Below are 15616 nucleotides of genomic sequence, written 5' to 3' on the forward strand. Positions count from 1 at the left end.
CTCACGCCTCCGCCAGCGCCTGTTCGATGCGGGCGCACACCTGATCGATGGCCTCCGGGAGATCACAAGTCAGCACGCAGGCCGCCGCCCTCACGTGGCCGCCGCCCCCCCAGTGTTGGGCGATCCGGGAGACGTCCACCGTCCGCTTGGAGCGCAGGGACACCTTCACCCGACCGCCCCCGATCTCGCGGAACAGCGCCGCCACCTCGACCGTGTCGATGCTGCGCGGAAAGTTCACCAACACCTGCGTGTCGTCATCCGTGCACCCGGCCCCTTCCAACATCCCTTCCGTCACGTACAGGATGGCGTAGCGCCCGTCCTCCGACACGGTCAGGTTGTTGAGGGCCATCTGGATGAGCCGCATCTGCGGCCAGGTCCTGGATTCCAGTGCCGGCTCGGCCACGTCGTACGGGCGCACGCCCGCCGCCACCAGTTCGGCCGCGATCTGGTGCACCTCGCGCGTCGTATTGGGCAGGGAAAAGCCGCCGGTGTCGGTCAAGATGCCGGTGTACAGGCACGTCGCCAGATGAGCCGTCAATGGGATGTGCAGCTGGCGCGCGACGTGATAGATGAGCTCGCACGTCGCCGCCGCCTGCTCGTCGACCAACCAGGCTGAGCCATAGCGGGGATTCGTCTGGTGATGGTCGATGTTCACGATGCGCGCGTCGTCCGCGATAAAGCCCCACAGGCTCTCAAACCGGCCGCGGTCCGCACAATCGACAGCGACCACGTTTTGAAACTGCCGGTCGATCCCGCTGGAAATCGGATAGGCCAAAGAGAACAGCGGCAAAAACGAGAATCGTTTCGGCAGTGGCTCCTCCACCACGAACCGCCACGACTTCCCCAGGGCGCTGAGCACGTGCGCCATGGCGAGGGCGCTCCCGACGGCATCGCCATCCGGCCGCTCGTGCGTGACAATCAACCAGTCGTCCGCCTGGCGGACGGCCTCGGCCACCCGGATCAGTTCCTCTCCGCGGCGAGGCGCTGGATCCCAAGACTGAGACCCGCGGGCCGTGTCGCTGCCGTTCATGAGCGATCCTCCTCAGGCGTGTCCACCGACGCCGGTTTAGACGTGTTGTGCAACTGACGGATCACCGTCTCGATGTGCGCGCTGTACTCCCCCGACTCATCCAGTCGGAAGACCAGCTCCGGCGCCACACGCATGCGCAGGCGCCGCGCGACCTCCCCGCGGAGGAACCCGGCGGCGCGTGAGAGCGCATCGATGGTGCCTTGCTTGGCGTCCGCATCGCCGAACACGCTGACAAATACCTTGGCGTGCTGCAGATCCCCCGCCACCTCGACACGGGTGATGGTGGCAAAACCGATGCGCGGATCCTTGAGCTCAGTGCGCATCAGTTCCGCAATCTCCTTTTTCATCTGCTCCGCCACGCGCTGCGCGCGGATCCGGGACATACCCTTCCCCCCTCGCCACGGCCGATGGGCCGGGGCGATTCATGTGTCAACCGCCCTTATTCTGGCTTGACAGCCTCCATTTTAAAGGCTTCCACGACGTCACCGACCTTGATGTCGTTGAATCGCTCCAGCGTCAGGCCGCATTCGAATCCGCTGGCGACCTCCCGGACATCATCCTTAAACCGTTTGAGCGAGTCGAGCTTGCCTTCGTACACCACGACCCCGTTTCGGACGAGGCGGCACTCCGCATCCCGCGCCAATTTGCCGTCCGTGACGTAACAACCGGCGACGGTGCCCACCTTGGAGATGTGGAACACCTGGCGAACCTCCGCGTGGCCCAGCACGACTTCCTTGAATTCGGGCTCGAGCAGGCCCTTCATGGCCGACTCGAGCTCTGCGGTGACGTCGTAGATCACGCGGTACAGCCGGATGTCCACCTTGTGCTCTTCCGCTAAACGAGCCGCATTGGCGTCAGGCCGCACCTGGAAACCGATGATGATGGCGTTGGACGCGTTGGCCAAGGCCACATCCGACTCGGTGATGGCGCCGACACCGCGGTGGATCACCTTCACGCGTACGCCCGCGACGTCGATCTTCTCGATGGATCCCACGATGGCTTCCACCGACCCCTGGACGTCCGCCTTGACGATCACGTTGAGCTCCTTGACGTTGCCCTCCTGGATCTGGCGGTACAGGTCGTCCAACGTGACGCGCGCCGTGGTCTGCATCTGTTCCGCCTTCTCGCGATTGGCGCGCTTCTGCACCAGCTGGCGCGCTGCCCGCTCGTCGTCGTAGACCACGAACAGGTCGCCCGCGCTCGGCACCTCGCCCAGCCCCTGGATCTCCACCGGGGTCGACGGGCCCGCTTCCTTGATGCGCTTGCCGAGGTCGTTCGTCATCGCCCGAACCCGGCCATACGTCGTACCGGCCACGACGATATCGCCCACTCGGAGCGTGCCGTTTTGCACCAGCACCGTCGCCACCGGGCCACGACCTCGATCGAGCTTTGCCTCAATCACCGTGCCGCGCGGACGCGCCTTCGGGTTGGCCTTGAGATCCTGAAGGTCCGCGACCAACAGGACCATCTCGAGGAGCTGATCGAGCCCCTCCTTCTTGAGCGCCGAGATGTTGACGAACACCGTGTCGCCGCCCCATTCCTCGGCCACCAGGCCGTATTGGGTCAACTCCTGCTTCACCCGGTCCGGGTTGGCCTCCGGCTTGTCGATCTTGTTCACCGCCACGATGATCGGCACGTTGGCCGCCTTGGCGTGGTTGATGGCCTCCACCGTCTGCGGCATCACCCCGTCGTCTGCGGCGACCACCAGGATGGTGATGTCCGTCACCTGGGCCCCGCGCGCTCGCATCGTGGTGAACGCCTCGTGACCTGGCGTGTCGAGGAACGTGATCTTTCGTCCGCCGACCTCGACCTGGTACGCGCCGATGTGCTGCGTGATGCCCCCGGCCTCCGTCGCCACGACGCGGCTCTTGCGGATGGCGTCCAGCAGGGTCGTCTTGCCGTGGTCGACGTGGCCCATGATGGTGACCACCGGCGGCCGGGGCACTAGGTCCTCCGGATTGTCGGCCTCGACCAGCATGTCGAGGGCCTCTTCGTCGACCGGCTCCTTGACGACCAGCTCCACCCCGTATTCATCGGCGATGAGTTCCATGGCGTCGGTGTCGATCTGCTGGTTGATGGTCGCCATGACGCCGAGGAACAAGAGCTTCTTGATGATCTCCGAGGCCTCGCGATGCAACAGTTTGGCGAACTCACCGACGGTCATCGGTCCCTCGACGGTCACCTGACTCGGCACATCGGCACGGCCGTTGCTACCGGCGCGACGCCGGCCGCCGGACCGCTGGACCAGCTTCTCCTCGTTGAAGCGCTCCTTGCGATCGCGGTCGAAGTCCTTGTGCCCGCGCTCGCGCTCCTTCTCCTTGGCCTTCGACGCAGGGCTCACCGGTTTCTGGGCCACCGCTGCAGGACCCCGGCCCGCTCCGCCGCCAAAGCCGCCCGGTCGGCCGCCACCGCGGGCCCCGCCAAAGCCGCCGCCGAAGCCGCCCCGCGCGCCGCGATCCCGGCCTTCTACGAAGCTGCCGGACCGGCCGCCGCGCCCCCGGTCACCGCCAGGGCCACCGAAGCCGCCGCGCGGGCCGCGATCCCCGCCGGAGCCGCCCGCGCCACCGTTCGGACCCCGTCCTGCGGGCCGCCCGCCGGAGCCTCGGTCGCGGTCGTATCCTCCGCGGGGGCCGCGGTCCGAGCCAGCGCTCCCGCCTTGCACCGCACTGCGGCCGCCTGCACTCGCGGGACGGGCAGCGCGGTCGTAGCCACCGCGATCCTGTGCAGGGCGGTCATGGCCGCCACGATCCCCTCCGTTGCGTTCGTGCGCGCGGCCACCGCGGTCGCCCCCATTGCGGTCTGACCCGCGTCCATTCCGATCCTGACCCGGCCGGTCGGCACGTTCCAACCCAGGGCGAACACCGGTCTGGGCGCGTGTATCGCCCATGCGGCCCGCGTCCATCCGCGAGGCCGCCACCCCCCCTGCCGGACGGTCCCCCCGGTCCGCGGGTACGGAAGCAGCCGACACGGGCGCGGCCCCTGCCGGCGCGGAAGGACGGCCCGCCGGCTCGGCCGCGGCCCCCGCACCCGCCGCCGCAGCTCGTCCGTTGCTGCGGTCTGCATCCGGACGCCCCGGCCGAGCCGGTGCCTGGGTTCCCGTCGCGGTGTCCTGCCCACTCTTCCGCGCGCCATCCCGCCATCCGCCATTGCGGTACTGCGCCTCCGCGCGCGCCTGCTGCTCTTGCCGCTGCTGTTCCAGGCGCGCCGCTCGCTCGCGCGCTCGTTGCTTCTCCCTCAACTCGCGTTCCATCTCGGTGGCGTGGCGCTGAGCGGCTCGTTGCTTGACATCGGCGAAGAACTGCTCCACCTTTTTCACCATATCGTCATCCATCACGCTCATGTGGTTGGCCACGGGCACGTCGAGGCGGTTGAGGATGGTCAGGATCTCCTTGCTCGACATGTTCAATTGCTTTGCGTACTCGTACACCCGAAGTTTCGCCAAAGGCTTCACCCCCGCAGAATTCCCCCGTGTACTGCAACAGCTTCTCGGTGAACCCGGGGTCGGTCACACCCGCCATGACGGTCGGCCCGCGCCCCAGCGCGCGGCCCAACTCGTTCCTGTCGAAACACGACACCATCTGTATTCCGTAAAACGCGCACTTGTCGCGCACCTTTTTCTCAGCATTGGCGCCCGCGTCCGCCGCCAGCAACACCAAGCGCACCCGGCCCTTGCCAAACGCCGCGAGTACCGCGTCGCTGCCCGCGATGATCCCGCCGGCCCGCTGTGCCAGCCCCAGGAGCCCCAGGGCCCGCGCACGTACCCGGTCCGCCTGCGATTCACGCGCCACCCGGGGACACCTCCGCCAGCCTCGCCTCCAGTTCGTCATACACGCCTTCCGGAATGGGGTGCTTCAGCGCCCGTTCGAGCGACTTGCGCTTGCGCGCCTGGCGCAGGCAATCCGGATTGGCGCACACATACGCCCCGCGGCCGTTGCGCTTGCCCGTCGGATCGAGCAGGATCTGCTCCTCTGGCGTCAGGACCACCCGGATCAGTTCGCGCTTCGGGAACATTCCCTGGCACCCCACGCATTTGCGCAAGGGCAGTTTTCGCTGCCGCTGCATGCCCAAAGCCCCCTCGTGATCACGGTTCGTTCAGCCAGTCGGCCGACAGCGTCCCGACCTCGTCGTCCTCCTCGAAGTCGGTGATGCGTCCGAACATCCCCAACTCCGCGGCCTGCGTCTCGCTCTTGATGTCGATCTTCCAACCGGTCAACTTCGCGGCCAAACGCGCGTTCTGACCTTCCTTGCCGATGGCGAGCGACAGCTGATGGTCGGGCACGACGGCCCGCGCCACCTTGTCCTCCTCGAAGATCTGAACCGACACCACCTTGGCCGGAGACAGCGCATTGGAGACGAACTCAGCAGGGTCCTCGCTCCACTTGACGATGTCGATCTTCTCCCCGCCCAGTTCATTGACCACAGCCTGCACCCGCATCCCGCGAGACCCGACGCAGGCACCGATGGGATCGACCTCCGGATTGCGAGAGTGGACTGCAATCTTGGAGCGGTGACCCGCCTCCCGGGCCACGGCCTTAATCTCGACGACGCCGTCGTAAATCTCGGGCACCTCCAGCTCGAACAGCCGCTTGAGCAGACCCGGATGAGTGCGCGAGAGAACGACCTGCGGTCCCTTGCTGGTGCGCTCCACCCGGGTGATGTACGCCTTCACCCGGTCGCCAGGGCGAAACCTGTCCGTCGGCATCTGTTCGGACACCGGCAACACGGCTTCCGTCTGACCGAGGTCGACGTAGGTGGCGCGGGCATCCTGCCGCCCGACCACGCCGGTCACAATGTCCTCAGCTCGGTCGACGAATTTGCTGTAGACGATGGACCGCTCCGCCTCCCGGATGCGCTGGGTGACGACCTGCTTGGCCGTCTGAGCAGCAATCCGCCCAAAATCCCTCGGCGTCACCTCAATCTCCACGATATCGCCGAGCTGGTAGTTTGGATTGATGTCCAAGGCAGCGTCCAGCGATATCTCCAGCCGTGGGTCCTGCGGCTCCTCCACCACGGTCTTGCGGGCGTACACCTTGACCTCGCCCGTGTCCCGGTTGATCTCCACCCGGACGTTCGGGGCCGAATTGAAGTTGCGTTTGTATCCTGAGATGAGCGCCGCTTCGATGGCCTCCAACAGGGTGTCCTTGTCGATCCCCTTTTCCCGCTGCAACTGTTCCAGCGCGTCGATGAACTCGGCATTCATGACACGGCTCCTCCTCCCTTCCTACAACTGAACGGCCAACCGCGCTGCGGCGATCTTCTCCACAGGGATCCGGGCCGTCTTGCGGACCCCCTTGATCGCGTACGAGAGGGTCAGGGATTCCCCATCATACTCCGTCAGCTCTCCCTCAAACACCTTTTGGCCCTGCCAGGGTTCGTACAGGGAGATGTGCACGAATTGTCCGACGGCCCGTTCGAAGTCGGACGGTTTCTTCAGCGGGCGTTCCGCGCCTGGGGAGGATACCTCAAGGAAGTAGGAAGAGGGGATCGGGTCCACTTCGTCCAATCGCTCCGAGAGGCGCTCGCTGACGCGCGTGCAATCGTCGATGTCGACCCCGCCCTCCTTGTCGATGAACACCCTCAGGTACCAGTTGGCACCCTCTTTCTTGTACTCCACATCGACCAGTTCCACGCCCACCTCTGCGGCGATGGGCAGGGCCAGTCGCTCCACGATGTCCGTCACGCGTTCCTTGGGCACACCCGTACCTCCTTCGGCCTGTTGGTTCACATGCGGTGCCCCGGGTGCCAGCCGCCCCGCTCCCGACGGTGCGGCTCCTGTCAGCGCCTGCTCCCGCGCGCCACCGTCAGCCGTCCACACCTCGCGACCCCGCTTCATACAGCGAAGAGTGGGGAACCCCACTCTTCGCGTCACAGCCTATACGAAGTCTAACGATCCGAGTATACCACCTTCTGCCGCTGCCTGCAAACACTGATTTCTCCGCCATTCCACCGATCCCCGCCCGCCGGCAGGAATCTGCACCGGCCATCGCGAACCCTACCCGGGTACTCCCCTGACAGGAAGGCGGCTGATGACATTGCAGACTTCCCTGGAGACCGGCCACCTCTTGGTGATCACCGGCAACATGATGTCCGGCAAGACGGAAGAGCTCATTGCCCGCCTCCGCACGGTGGAACGGATCGAATCCATCCGCGCCCAGGCGGCGCGCCGTGACGGCCGTACCTACACCCCGCGCCGCATCGGGGTTTACAAGCACGGGCTCGACCGGCGCTACTCCGCGACAGAGATCGCCAGCCACGGGGGCCAGCGCGTCCCGGCCACGCCGGTCAGCAGCGCGCTGGAGCTGTTGGCGCGCTGCCTCGAGGACGACGTTCGCGTCGTCGTCTGCGACGAAGTCCAGTTTTTCATGGAACGGGACGAGGAGGGATGGGTGATCGTTCGAGTCCTGATGGAACTCCTGCGCCGCGGATGCCAGATCATGGTCTCCGGTCTCGACAAGGACTTCCGCGGGATGCCGTTTGGGCCGATGGGCGACATCCTGGCCCTTGCCGATGAACGCGTGAGCCTCACGGCCACCTGCATGCGCTGCGGTGCGCCCGCCGTCCTCCCGCAGCGGATCATCAACGGACGGCCGGCCGACTGGGACGATCCGATTGTGTTTCCGGGCGCCACCGAATCCTACGAACCGCGCTGCCGGCGCTGCCATGAGACCCTTCCCCCGGACACCCTGGCCTCGGCAGAGGCGGCTGTCGCGCGTGAATCCTCCAAACCTCTTCCACGGTGAGCGCGGACGGCGGGCGGGTCGCGGAGCGGCTCGCGTGAGCGCAGGAGCGTAGCGGCACGCCCACCGTCTCTCCGTCAGAACAGGGACAACTGGTTCGTCTCGGGCAACCCCTTCAAGCATCCCAGCTGTTCCAGCACCTCGATCACATTCCGGCCGACTCGGCTTCGCTCCTGCAGGTCCTCCACAGACAGGAACGGTCCGTCCTGGCAAGCCTGGTACAGGCTCTTGGCGGCTGCCTCGCCGATGCCCGGCACCGCCGCGAACGGCGGCAGCAAAGCGTTCTCCTCCTCCCGGATGAGAAACTGCGTCGCGTGCGACTGCATGAGATCGATGGGCAGGAAGCGGAAGCCGCGCACCACCATCTCCAGCGCCACCTCGAGCACCGTCAGCAGGCTCTTCTCCTTCGGTGACGCGCCATTGCCCTTGTGCTCAATCTCTTCAATTCTGCGCACGATGGCGTCGCGCCCCTGGACCATCAGCTCGACATCGAAATCGTCCGCCCGCACGGTGAAATACGTGGCGTAGAACGCCAGCGGATAATGCACCTTGAACCAGGCGATGCGCATGGCCATCAACACGTACGCCGCCGCGTGGGCCTTCGGGAACATGTATTTGATCTTGCGCCCCGACTCGATGTACCACTCCGGTACCCCGAACTGCCGCATGTATTCGGCGTCCTCTTCCTTGACACCCTTGCCCTTGCGGATGGACTCCATGATCTTGAACGCGCGCGCCGGCTCCAGGCCCTTGTAGATGAGGTATACCATGATGTCGTCGCGGGCGCAGATAACCTCCGACAGGGTGGCGATCCCGTTGCGGATCAGGTCCTGGGCATTGTTCAGCCACACATCCGTCCCGTGGGACAGGCCCGAGATGCGCACCAGCTCCGAGAACGTCGTCGGCCGCGTGTCCTCCAGCATTTGGCGGACAAACTTCGTGCCGAACTCGGGAATCGCGTACGTGCCCGTGGCGGAGCGGATGTCCTCCGGCTTCACGCCGAGCGTCTCGGTGCCGCTGAACAAACCGAGAACCTGCGGATCGTCCATCGGGATCGACTTCGGATCGACCCCCGTCAGATCCTGGAGCATGCGGATGACCGTCGGATCGTCGTGCCCCAGGATGTCGAGCTTCAACAAGCAATTCTCCAGCCCCGAGTGGTAGTCGAAGTGCGTCGTCAGAGTGCCCGCGTTCTTATCGTCCGCCGGATACTGGACCGGGGTGAAATCGTAGATGGACTTGTAATGCGGCACCACCACCTGACCGCCGGGATGCTGGCCGGTGGTGCGCTTGATGCCGGTGCAACCTTTGACCAACCGGTCGATCTCGGCGTTTCGAAGGATGAGCCCGCGCTCCTCGGCGAACTTGCGCACGTACCCGTACGCGGTCTTTTCCGCCACCGCGGAGATGGTTCCCGCCCGAAAGACGTGATCCTTGCCGAACAGCTCCTCCGTGTAGCGGTGGGCCCGCGGCTGGTACTCGCCCGAGAAATTGAGGTCGATGTCCGGCACCTTGTCCCCGTTGAAGCCGAGGAAGGTCTCGAACGGGATGTCCTGGCCGTCCTTGCGCAGGGCCGCGCCGCAGCGCGGGCAGTCCTTGGCGGGCAGGTCAAACCCGGACCCGACCGAGCCGTCGGTGATGAACTCGCTGTACTGGCACTGCGGGCACAGGTAGTGCGGCGGCAACGGGTTCACCTCGGTGATGTCGGTCATCGTCGCGACCAGGGAGGACCCGACGGAACCGCGGCTCCCGACCAGGTAGCCGTCCGACAGCGACTTGACCACCAACTTGTGGGCGATGAGATAAATCACCGCAAACCCGTTCTGGATGATGGAGTTCAACTCCTTCTCCAGGCGGGCGGCGACGATCTCGGGCAGCGGATCGCCGTACAACCGTTTCGCCTTGTCGTACGCCATCCGCGTGATCTCGTCCTCTGCGCCGTCGATGACCGGCGTGAACAGCTCGTCCGGAATCGGCTTGACCTCCTCCACCAGGGCGGCGATCCGGCGAGTATGCGTGACGACGACGTCGTACGCGTCCTCTCCGAGGTGCTGAAATTCCGCCAGCATCTCATCGGTGGTGCGCAGATGCAGGGGCGGTTGCAGCGCCGCCTCCGCCCCGTTCTGGGCCTGCAGGAAGACCTCCCGGTAGATGCGGTCGGACGGGTTGACGTAGTGGGCGTCCCCCGTCGCCACCACCGGGATGTTCAAGCGCTTTCCGATCTCCACCAGCTGCCGGTGCATCTCGCGGACGCTCTGCACGCTTTGAATGAGCTCCTCGCGGACCAGGTTCTCGTAGTGGCTGACCGGCTGGATCTCCAAGAAATCGTAGAACCGGCAGATCTCCTCGATCTCGTCGGTCGTCTTCCCGCGCAAAAACGCCTGAACCACCTCGCCCTGCTGGCAGGCGCTGCCCACCAGCAGCCCCTCCCGCAGCCGCACCAGTTCGCTGCGCGGAATCCGCGGCGTGCGGTAGAGGTACTGGGTGTGCGCCAACGACACCAGCTCGTACAGGTTTCGCAACCCGGTCTGGTTCACGACGAGCAACGTGGCGTGGAACGGGCGGGTGCGTGTCACGTCCACCCCCCGGGTGAGCTGGTTCAGTTCAGGCAGCCGGGAGATGCCGCGGGCGGCCAGATCGTCCAACATGTACGCGAACACCCGGCCCGTGGCCTCCGCGTCCGCCAGCGCCCGGTGGTGGTTGACCAGCTCGACGGAAAACTTCTGCGTCAACGTCTTCAACTTGTAGCTTTTTTCGCCCGGATAGAGCACGCGCGCCAGCGCCAATGTGTCGATCACGGGCTGTCGCCAGGGCTCCATCCCCAGCCGCTGCGCGCACTGGCCGAGGAAGCCCACGTCGAACTCCGCGTTGTGTGCGACCCAGATCGCCCCTTCCGCGAACCGCCGGAAGCCTTCCAGCGCCTCCGCCAGCTTGGGCTGCCCAACCAGCATGTCGGGGGTGATGCCGGTCAGCTCGGAGATCTTCGGTGACAGCGGCCGCTCCGGGTCAATCAAGGTGGCGAACGTATCGATGATCTCGCCGCCACGCATCCGCACGGCGGCCAGCTCAATCAGGGTGTCCTCGCGGGCGTTGAGCCCCGTGGTCTCCGTGTCGAAGACGACGTACTCGGTCCGGTCGTCCAGCGGGATGTCCTGCATGCGGTAGACAATCGGTGTCCCGTCGTCGACGACGTACGCCTCCACGCCGAGCAACACCTTCACGCCGTGTTTCTTGCCGGCTTGGTAGGCTTCGGGGAAGGACTGGACGACGCCGTGATCGGTCACCGCGATGGCCTCGTGCCCCCAGCGGGCCGCCTGACGGATGTACTCGGCCACGGACGGGATGCCGTCGAGAGCGGACATGTTGGAATGCAGGTGCAGCTCAACCCGTTTCTCCTCGGCCTGATCCACCCGGACAGGCGCCTCGGCGGGCTGCATGTCCGACACCATGAACACCAGTTCTTTGGCGTAGGCGTCGAATTGCACCTGCCCCTGAATGCGCACGTACGCCCCGTCGGCAAACCCTTCCAAGGCCTGCTGCTGGCGTTCGTTGTGGATGAACAATTTGGCCGTGATAGAGTTGGTCTCGTCCGTGATGTTGAACTGCACCAAGGTTCGGCCGCTCGGCAAAGTCCGGGTGTCCACCGCGAACACGCGTCCCTCGATGGCAGCGCGCCGCATCTCGTCCTGGATCTCGTCGATGGAGATCACCGGGCCGTCGATGGGACGTCCAACGGTGAGGGGCTGCACCGGTTCATCGGCGCGCCGGTCTCCCCGGCGCCTCCCCTCGCCCCAGGCAGGCTTATCGCCAAGCGGCTGCGGCCGGTCCGCCACCTCCGCCTGTTTCTGCTCCATCTGCTCCAGGACCTCCTGAACCTGTTGCCGCTCTTCCTGTTCCAGCGCCTCGCGCAGCCCTTGTACGCGCTCGGATGCCATGGGATGGACCTCAAACGCCACCTGAAGGTTGATTCCGAACCAGCGTGCCGCGGTTTCCGCGAGGGCTTGTCCCGCCTCCTTGCGCGCCAGGTTGCCGACCTCCGCGGCGCTCGTCACCCAGAAGACCGCCCGCCACGCGGGAGACGGGGCCGTCGCGGGAGGCGACGAGCCGGCAATGGCCGGCGCCGGAGCAGAGTCGTCGGTCGGTTCGGGCTCCACGGTGCACTCCGCCTGTTTCAACCACTGGCCTGCGACCGGTTCCCGCTCGGTGTAGTCCTCCACCAGTGCGGCCAGAGCAGCCCGAACCTCGTCCTCCGTCGGCCCGTTCGGCCAAGCCGGCGCCACCCAGTGCAGCCCCTCCGTCCGTGCTCCGAGTTCGTTGCGGCAAGCCGCCTCCAATCGCCGCACCGCAGTGAGCCACGCCGACCACGGGGACACACCGCCGGCACCCGGTTCCTGGGAGGCATCGTGAATCCGTTCCTGCCAGAGGCCAGGATGGCGCAAATGTACGAACACCTGGCGAGACTTCACCCGCACGATCACTTTCTCCACTGCGTCCAGCGCACCGGGCACGTCCGCTGCTGCAGGTGCCCAGTCTGCGGACAATTGTTCCGCCATCTCTTCACTCTCCCGTCCGTCAGAACAGGCGCGTAACATCCCGGTAGGTGATGATCACCGCAAACAACATCAGCAAGGCGAACCCAACGAAGTGGACCAGACCTTCCTTGCGCGGGTCCAGCGCCCGGCCGCGCACCATCTCGACCACCATGAACAGCAACCGTCCACCATCCAGCGCCGGGATGGGCAGCAGATTGAAAAGCCCCAGGTTGAGACTCAGCAGCCCCGCGATCGCGACCACATTCCAAAATCCGCTCTGGGCCTGTTCGCCAATCGCGTCCGCGATGCCCACGGGACCGGCGAGATCGTTGAATCGATGCTGCGATATCACCTGCCAGTACAGCTGAAGCGCGTTGACCGAACCGTGATATACCGTCGCAAACCCCGATCCGAAGGCGCGCACCGGATTGAAGGACAAGGCGCGGTTGACCCCGACGACAGGTCCGTGATCGGGCGTCTGCATCGGCGTGACCTCGACCGTCTGAACGGTTCCCGCCCGCTCCACTTCCAGTTGAAGCGGCCGCGGCGGCGTGGTGTCATCCCGCTGGATGGCGTGGGAGAACTCCGACCAGGTCCGAACCGGCTGCCCGTCGACGGCGATGACGCGGTCTCCTTTCATCAGGCCCGCGTGTTGGGCAGGGGAACCGGGGACGATGCCGCCGATCACGGGCGCGTCGAGCGGCACCCCTGTATGCATGAACAGCACAGAGAACAGCACCCCGGCCAGGAGAAAGTTCATCACAGGACCGGCCAGGATGATGGCCGCGCGTTGGTGGAGCGGTTTGCCGAGCATCTGTTCGTCCCGCTCCACCAACGGGATCGCGTTGCGCCTGCTCGTCATCAGCTGGGCGCGCGGAACGACCCGAAGCACGCGCGGTCCCTCGCCGAAGTCGAGCGTCATCTCCATGCGGTCCGTCAGGTCCAAGCCGCGCAACACCCCCACGCGTCCGCGCGGGAGGTCGGCAGGGTCCCCGACGGCACGGATGCGTCCCGCTTCGTCCAATTCGACCGCCAACTCTTCACCGAGGCGAAACAGGGCGTCCTGCGGGACCTCTCCGGCCAGCTGGACCAAGCCGCCGAGCGGAAAGAGCCGGATGGAAAACTCTGTCCCCCGCCGCACCCAGCGGACCAACTTCGGCCCAAAACCGATGGCGAACTGGGGTACCGCCACACCGCAGCGCTTGGCCACCCAGAAGTGGCCGAATTCGTGGATCACGATGCTCACCACGAACACCGCCACCACCGCCAACGCAGACCTGAGAAACCCCCACAAGACTGCCCATGTCAAACGCCCCACCCGCCTTTCTCGACGGCGATCCGCGCCTCACGGCGCGCCCACGCATCCATCTCCACAATATCATTCAATGCACGGGGTGTCCCGGTCATGTGCCGGCTGAGGACTTCCTCCACCACTTCGGCGATGCCGGTGAAGGCCAACCGGCCCTCGAGAAATGCGGCCACGGCCACCTCGTTGGCCGCATTCAGGACACACGGAGCGTACCCGCCCGCTCGGCCGGCCGCAAATGCCAGCCTCAGACATGGAAACCGGGTCATGTCCGGCGGCTCAAACGTCAACGCCCCCACCGACAACAGGTCCAGCCGTGGCCATTCGTTCTCGGGACGCGCAGGATGCATCAGCGCGTATTGGATCGGCAGACGCATATCGGGGGTCGCCAGTTGCGCCAAGACCGATCCGTCACGGTACTCCACCAGAGAGTGGACGACGCTCTGCGGATGCACCAAGACGCTCATCTCGTCGTAGTCGGCCGAAAACAGGTGGTGCGCCTCGATGACCTCAAGCCCCTTATTCATCAGGGTGGCCGAATCCACCGTGATCTTGCGGCCCATCGACCAATTCGGATGCCGCAGGGCCTCCTCCACGGTCACGTTCCGCAACCGCTCCCTCGGCCACGTGCGAAACGGGCCCCCCGAAGCCGTCAGGATGAACCGTCTCACGTCCTGCCGCCGGCTTCCCTGCAGGCACTGAAAGAGCGCCGAGTGCTCGCTGTCCACCGGGACGATGTCGGCGCCATTCGCCCGCGCCCATGGCATCACCAAATCGCCGCCCGCCACCAAGGTCTCCTTGTTGGCCAAAGCGAGGGTGGCGCCGCGCGCCAGCGCCGCCCAGGCCGGACGCAGCCCGGCGGCACCCACGACGGCCGACACGACCACGTCCGAGGGCACCTCGGCCGCCTGCACGAGCCCGTCCGGCCCCACGCCGATCTCCGGTGTCGAGCCTCCCACCGAAGCGAGCCGGTCTCGCAGCGCCCTGCCCGCTTCTTCGTCCGCGACCGCGACAAAAGCCGGGCGGTACCGCCGTACTTGTTCCGCCAACCGGTCCACGTTCCGCCCGGCCGCGAGCGCCACCACCGCAAACTGTTCTGGAAACTGGTCGACGACCTCAAGGGTGTGCATGCCGATCACCCCGGTCGCCCCCAGCACCGTCACCGTCTTCATCCCACACGTCCGCCCTTCCTCAGGGGAAGAAAAGGGGCCTTCCGGCCCCTCCCTCATCCCCGTCAATGGATGATCCGCGTCAAGACGCACAGCGCCACCGGCGAGGCCAACAGCAGGCTGTCCACGCGATCGAGCACCCCTCCGTGACCTGGCAACAGGTGGCCCGAATCCTTGACCCCGGCCGCGCGCTTGCATGCGGATTCGACCAGATCCCCCACCTGGCCGGCAGCCGATACCACCGCCCCAATCCACAGGAACGTCCACCATGGGACCTCCGGGAAGGCCACCGCCCCGACGAGGGCGGCAGCCGCTGCCCCCCCGGCCAGGCCGGCTACGGCGCCGCTGATGGTCTTCTTCGGACTGATGTCCGGCCACAGCTTCGGGCCCTGAAGGGAACTCCCCGCAAAGTAGGCGGTGGTATCCGTCGCCCAAATGGTCACCAACGGCAAGACCAACCACCCGACGCCGAGATCACGCAGCGCGGCGAGGGACGACCCGCCAAAACCTATGTACAGGGCACCCGTCCAGAGCATCGACATCTGCCCCGCCGCCGTCCGGTTGCGCAGCAACACCGGGATGGCCAGGGTCCCCATCACCCAAAAAGGCAACCAGGGCGGAGTCAGCCACTCCGGTCGCCAGAGGACCACCGTGACGGTCGCCAAAGCCCACACCCCCGGTGCGCTCCTCCAATCCACACCGGTGATGGTGCACCACTCGCGGACCGCGAGCAGGGAACCGGCGAACGCAAAGACCCGCCACGGCAGGGGGCCCCAGACCACGATGGCGATCACGACCACCACCGCCAGAATCCCGGTGATGACTCTTTGCCTCAGCATCGG

12 protein-coding genes are annotated in these 15616 nt (G+C 66.0%); 1 reads left to right on the top strand and 11 read right to left on the bottom strand.

The window, feature by feature from the left end; translation table 11 throughout:
• Position 1 precedes the first annotated feature (1 nt).
• From N687_RS0103140 to rimP, 7 genes are read right to left on the bottom strand one after another with little or no spacing between them, the layout of a single operon-like run.
• Entirely contained in the window at positions 2–1030 is a 1029-nt protein-coding gene (locus N687_RS0103140) for a DHH family phosphoesterase (RefSeq protein ID WP_035462037.1), read from the bottom strand.
• Positions 1027–1413 carry a 30S ribosome-binding factor RbfA gene (rbfA, locus tag N687_RS0103145; protein ID WP_029420466.1) on the bottom strand — a complete coding sequence of 129 codons (387 nt, stop codon included), beginning with the start codon at positions 1411–1413 and terminating at the stop codon, positions 1027–1029. The genes N687_RS0103140 and rbfA overlap by 4 nt, the downstream gene beginning before the upstream one ends.
• A 56-nt stretch (positions 1414–1469) precedes the next feature.
• Entirely contained in the window at positions 1470–4430 is a 2961-nt protein-coding gene (infB, locus tag N687_RS22800) for a translation initiation factor IF-2 (RefSeq protein WP_081841114.1), read from the bottom strand.
• The gene (locus N687_RS21920) at positions 4354–4818 is read right to left on the bottom strand and encodes a L7Ae/L30e/S12e/Gadd45 family ribosomal protein (protein WP_051662903.1); all 465 of its coding nucleotides are present in this window, start codon (positions 4816–4818) and stop codon (positions 4354–4356) included. Before N687_RS21920 ends, infB begins: the two co-directional genes overlap by 77 nt.
• On the bottom strand, positions 4808–5092 hold the full coding sequence (gene rnpM, locus N687_RS0103160) for an RNase P modulator RnpM (RefSeq protein ID WP_029420469.1): 285 nt from the start codon (positions 5090–5092) through the stop codon (positions 4808–4810). Before rnpM ends, N687_RS21920 begins: the two co-directional genes overlap by 11 nt.
• 19 nt (positions 5093–5111) lie before the next feature.
• Positions 5112–6230, bottom strand: a complete 1119-nt coding sequence (nusA, locus tag N687_RS0103165; protein ID WP_029420470.1) for a transcription termination factor NusA — start codon at positions 6228–6230, stop codon at positions 5112–5114.
• 21 nt (positions 6231–6251) lie between these two features.
• Positions 6252–6725: a ribosome maturation factor RimP gene (gene rimP, locus N687_RS0103170; protein WP_029420471.1), complete on the bottom strand. Its 474-nt coding sequence runs from the start codon at positions 6723–6725 to the stop codon at positions 6252–6254.
• 331 nt (positions 6726–7056) lie between these two features.
• Here rimP and N687_RS0103175 point away from each other — a divergent pair, with 331 nt between their 5' ends.
• Complete coding sequence (locus N687_RS0103175; RefSeq protein WP_035462039.1) at positions 7057–7770, top strand: thymidine kinase; 714 nt, start codon at positions 7057–7059, stop codon at positions 7768–7770.
• Positions 7771–7844: 74 nt separating this feature from the next.
• Here N687_RS0103175 and N687_RS0103180 read toward each other — a convergent pair whose 3' ends face one another.
• From N687_RS0103180 to N687_RS0103195, 4 genes are all read right to left on the bottom strand, one after another.
• Complete coding sequence (locus tag N687_RS0103180; RefSeq protein WP_051662904.1) at positions 7845–12320, bottom strand: PolC-type DNA polymerase III; 4476 nt, start codon at positions 12318–12320, stop codon at positions 7845–7847.
• A gap of 19 nt (positions 12321–12339) precedes the next feature.
• Complete coding sequence (gene rseP / locus N687_RS0103185) at positions 12340–13608, bottom strand: RIP metalloprotease RseP (RefSeq protein WP_029420474.1); 1269 nt, start codon at positions 13606–13608, stop codon at positions 12340–12342.
• Positions 13605–14777, bottom strand: a complete 1173-nt coding sequence (locus tag N687_RS0103190; RefSeq protein WP_029420475.1) for a 1-deoxy-D-xylulose-5-phosphate reductoisomerase — start codon at positions 14775–14777, stop codon at positions 13605–13607. Before N687_RS0103190 ends, rseP begins: the two co-directional genes overlap by 4 nt.
• Positions 14778–14839: 62 nt before the next feature.
• On the bottom strand, positions 14840–15613 hold the full coding sequence (locus N687_RS0103195; protein ID WP_029420476.1) for a phosphatidate cytidylyltransferase: 774 nt from the start codon (positions 15611–15613) through the stop codon (positions 14840–14842).
• Between the last annotated feature and the right edge of the window lie 3 nt (positions 15614–15616).

It is taken from the genome of Alicyclobacillus macrosporangiidus CPP55 (assembly GCF_000702485.1).
GTDB lineage: Bacteria > Bacillota > Bacilli > Alicyclobacillales > Alicyclobacillaceae > Alicyclobacillus_H > Alicyclobacillus_H macrosporangiidus_B.